The organism is Roseateles sp. P5_E11, assembly GCF_054049355.1.
This window is the reverse complement of record NZ_JBFUMO010000774.1, coordinates 1-2,200: the sequence shown is the minus strand read 5'-3', so window position 1 is coordinate 2,200 and position 2,200 is coordinate 1. Positions and strand designations below refer to the sequence as shown.

Here is a 2,200-nt window from a genome sequence, read left to right as displayed (position 1 = left end):
ACCGCGTCTTCCTGATCCGCAGGGGTGACCAGGCGCGTTTCCGGGCCGTGCGCACGCTGACCGACCTGAGCCGCTTCACGGCCGGGGCCGGCGAGGGCTGGCCATCGACCGACGTGCTGCGCGCCAACGGCCTGCCCGTGGTCACGTCCGTCAATTACGAACAGCTCTTCGCGATGCTGGGCGCCAGGCGCTTCGACTACATGCCGCGCGGCGTTTATGAGGCCTGGTACGAGCAGCAACAGCACAGCGGCCTGGCCATCGAGCAGACCCTGTTCCTGCACTACGGCGTGCCCTTCTACTTTTTCACCAGCCGCGACAACCCGGCCCTGGCCGACCGCATCGAGCGCGGCCTGCGCGCAGCCCTGGCGGACGGCAGCTTCGACCGCCTGTTCCGCAGCATTCCCGGCTTCAGGCGCAGTCTTGATGAGATCCACGCCGGCAGGCGCCGCGTGCTGGAGCTTGAGCTGCCGCCCGACTGACGGCCACGTCTGGACTCGGCACTCCAAAACTGACGCTGAACAGGTCGCCCGACGCAGGCAAACTGCGCGCCCATGACAACTCGCACGCTGGTCTTCTCTCACGCCAACAGCTATCCCGCCGGCTGCTACCGCGTGCTGTTCGAGCGTTGGCGCGCCGCCGGCTGGCACGTCGAGGCGCTGGATCGCTTTGGCCACGACCCGCGCTTCCCCGTGACTGGCGACTGGCGCCGCCTGCGTGACCAGCTGCTGCATTTCATCGAGCATGAAGTGCGCCCGCAAGGCCAGGTCGCCCTTGTCGGCCACTCGCTGGGCGGCATGCTGAGTTTGATGGCCACCTGCCGCCGACCCGATCTCGTCAGCCGCCTTGTCATGCTGGACTCACCCGTCGTGTCGGGCATGAAGGCCGCGGTCGTTGCGATGGCCAAGACGACGGGACTCATCCACCGCTACGGCCCGTCCAAGATCGCCCGCGAGCGTCGCCATGTCTGGCCGGATCGCGAGGCCGTTTACAAGCATTTCTCAGCCAAGAAGCTTTTCGCCCGTTGGGACCCACGGGTGCTGGCCGACTACATCGACGCCGGTTTCGAAGAGTCGGAAGACGGCCAGGTCAGGCTGCGTTTCACGCGCGAGGTCGAGGCCCACATCTACCGTACCTTGCCCCACCACCTGCCCCTGCTGCTGCGCCTGCGCCCGCCACAGTGCCCGGTGGCTTTCGTCGGCGGTACGCGCTCGGCCGAGCTGCGCCAGGCGGGTGCCGCGGCGTCCAGGAAACTGGCTGGGGAGAACTGGCGCTGGATGGAGGGCTCGCACCTGTTCCCTTTCGAGAAACCTGAGGAAACGGCCGACTTGGTGCTGGAGTTGCTGGGGCCCAATTGACGGGTCTCGTACAATCGCAATTTCCCACCTCAGCATGCTGTTCTGCGTGCTGCAAGACATGACCAAATTCGTCTTCGTCACCGGCGGTGTGGTGTCCTCCCTGGGCAAGGGCATCGCGTCGGCCTCCCTGGCTGCCATCCTCGAATCGCGCGGCCTCAAAGTCACCCTGATCAAGCTGGACCCCTACATCAACGTCGACCCCGGCACGATGTCGCCCTTCCAGCACGGTGAAGTCTTCGTCACCGACGACGGCGCCGAAACCGACCTCGACCTCGGCCACTACGAGCGCTTCATCACCACGCGGATGAAGAAGGCCAACAACTTCACGACCGGCCAGATCTACAAGACCGTGCTCGAGAAGGAACGCCGCGGCGACTACCTCGGCAAGACGGTGCAGGTGATCCCGCACATCACCAACGAGATCCAGGAATACATCAAGCGCGGCGCCGAGGGCGTCGACGTGGCCATCGTCGAGATCGGCGGCACGGTGGGCGACATCGAGTCCCTGCCCTTCCTCGAAGCCGTGCGCCAGATGAGCCTGCGCGCCGGCCCGACCAACACGGCCTATGTGCACCTGACCTATGTGCCCTGGATCGCCGCCGCTGGCGAGCTGAAGACCAAGCCGACCCAGCACACGGTGCAGAAGCTGCGCGAGATCGGCATCCAGCCCGACGCGCTGCTGTGCCGCGCCGACCGCCGCATCCCCGACGACGAGCGCGAGAAGATCTCGCTGTTCACCAACGTCGCCGAGTACGGCGTGATCTCGATGTGGGACGTGAACACCATCTACAAGGTGCCGCGCATGCTGCATGAGCAGGGCCTGGACCAGCTCATCTGCACCAAGC

3 protein-coding genes are annotated in these 2,200 nt (G+C 65.9%); all 3 read left to right on the top strand.

The window, feature by feature from the left end; all coding sequences use genetic code 11:
- Positions 1–479: substrate-binding periplasmic protein (locus ACXJKR_RS30390; RefSeq protein ID WP_457326016.1), on the top strand; the 479-nt coding region annotated here is incomplete at its 5' end.
- 72 nt (positions 480–551) lie between these two features.
- On the top strand, positions 552–1,355 hold the full coding sequence (locus ACXJKR_RS30385; protein ID WP_457326015.1) for an alpha/beta fold hydrolase: 804 nt from the start codon (positions 552–554) through the stop codon (positions 1,353–1,355).
- Positions 1,356–1,413: 58 nt separating this feature from the next.
- A partial coding sequence (locus ACXJKR_RS30380) for a CTP synthase (RefSeq protein ID WP_457326014.1) occupies positions 1,414–2,200 on the top strand: 787 nt, incomplete at its 3' end.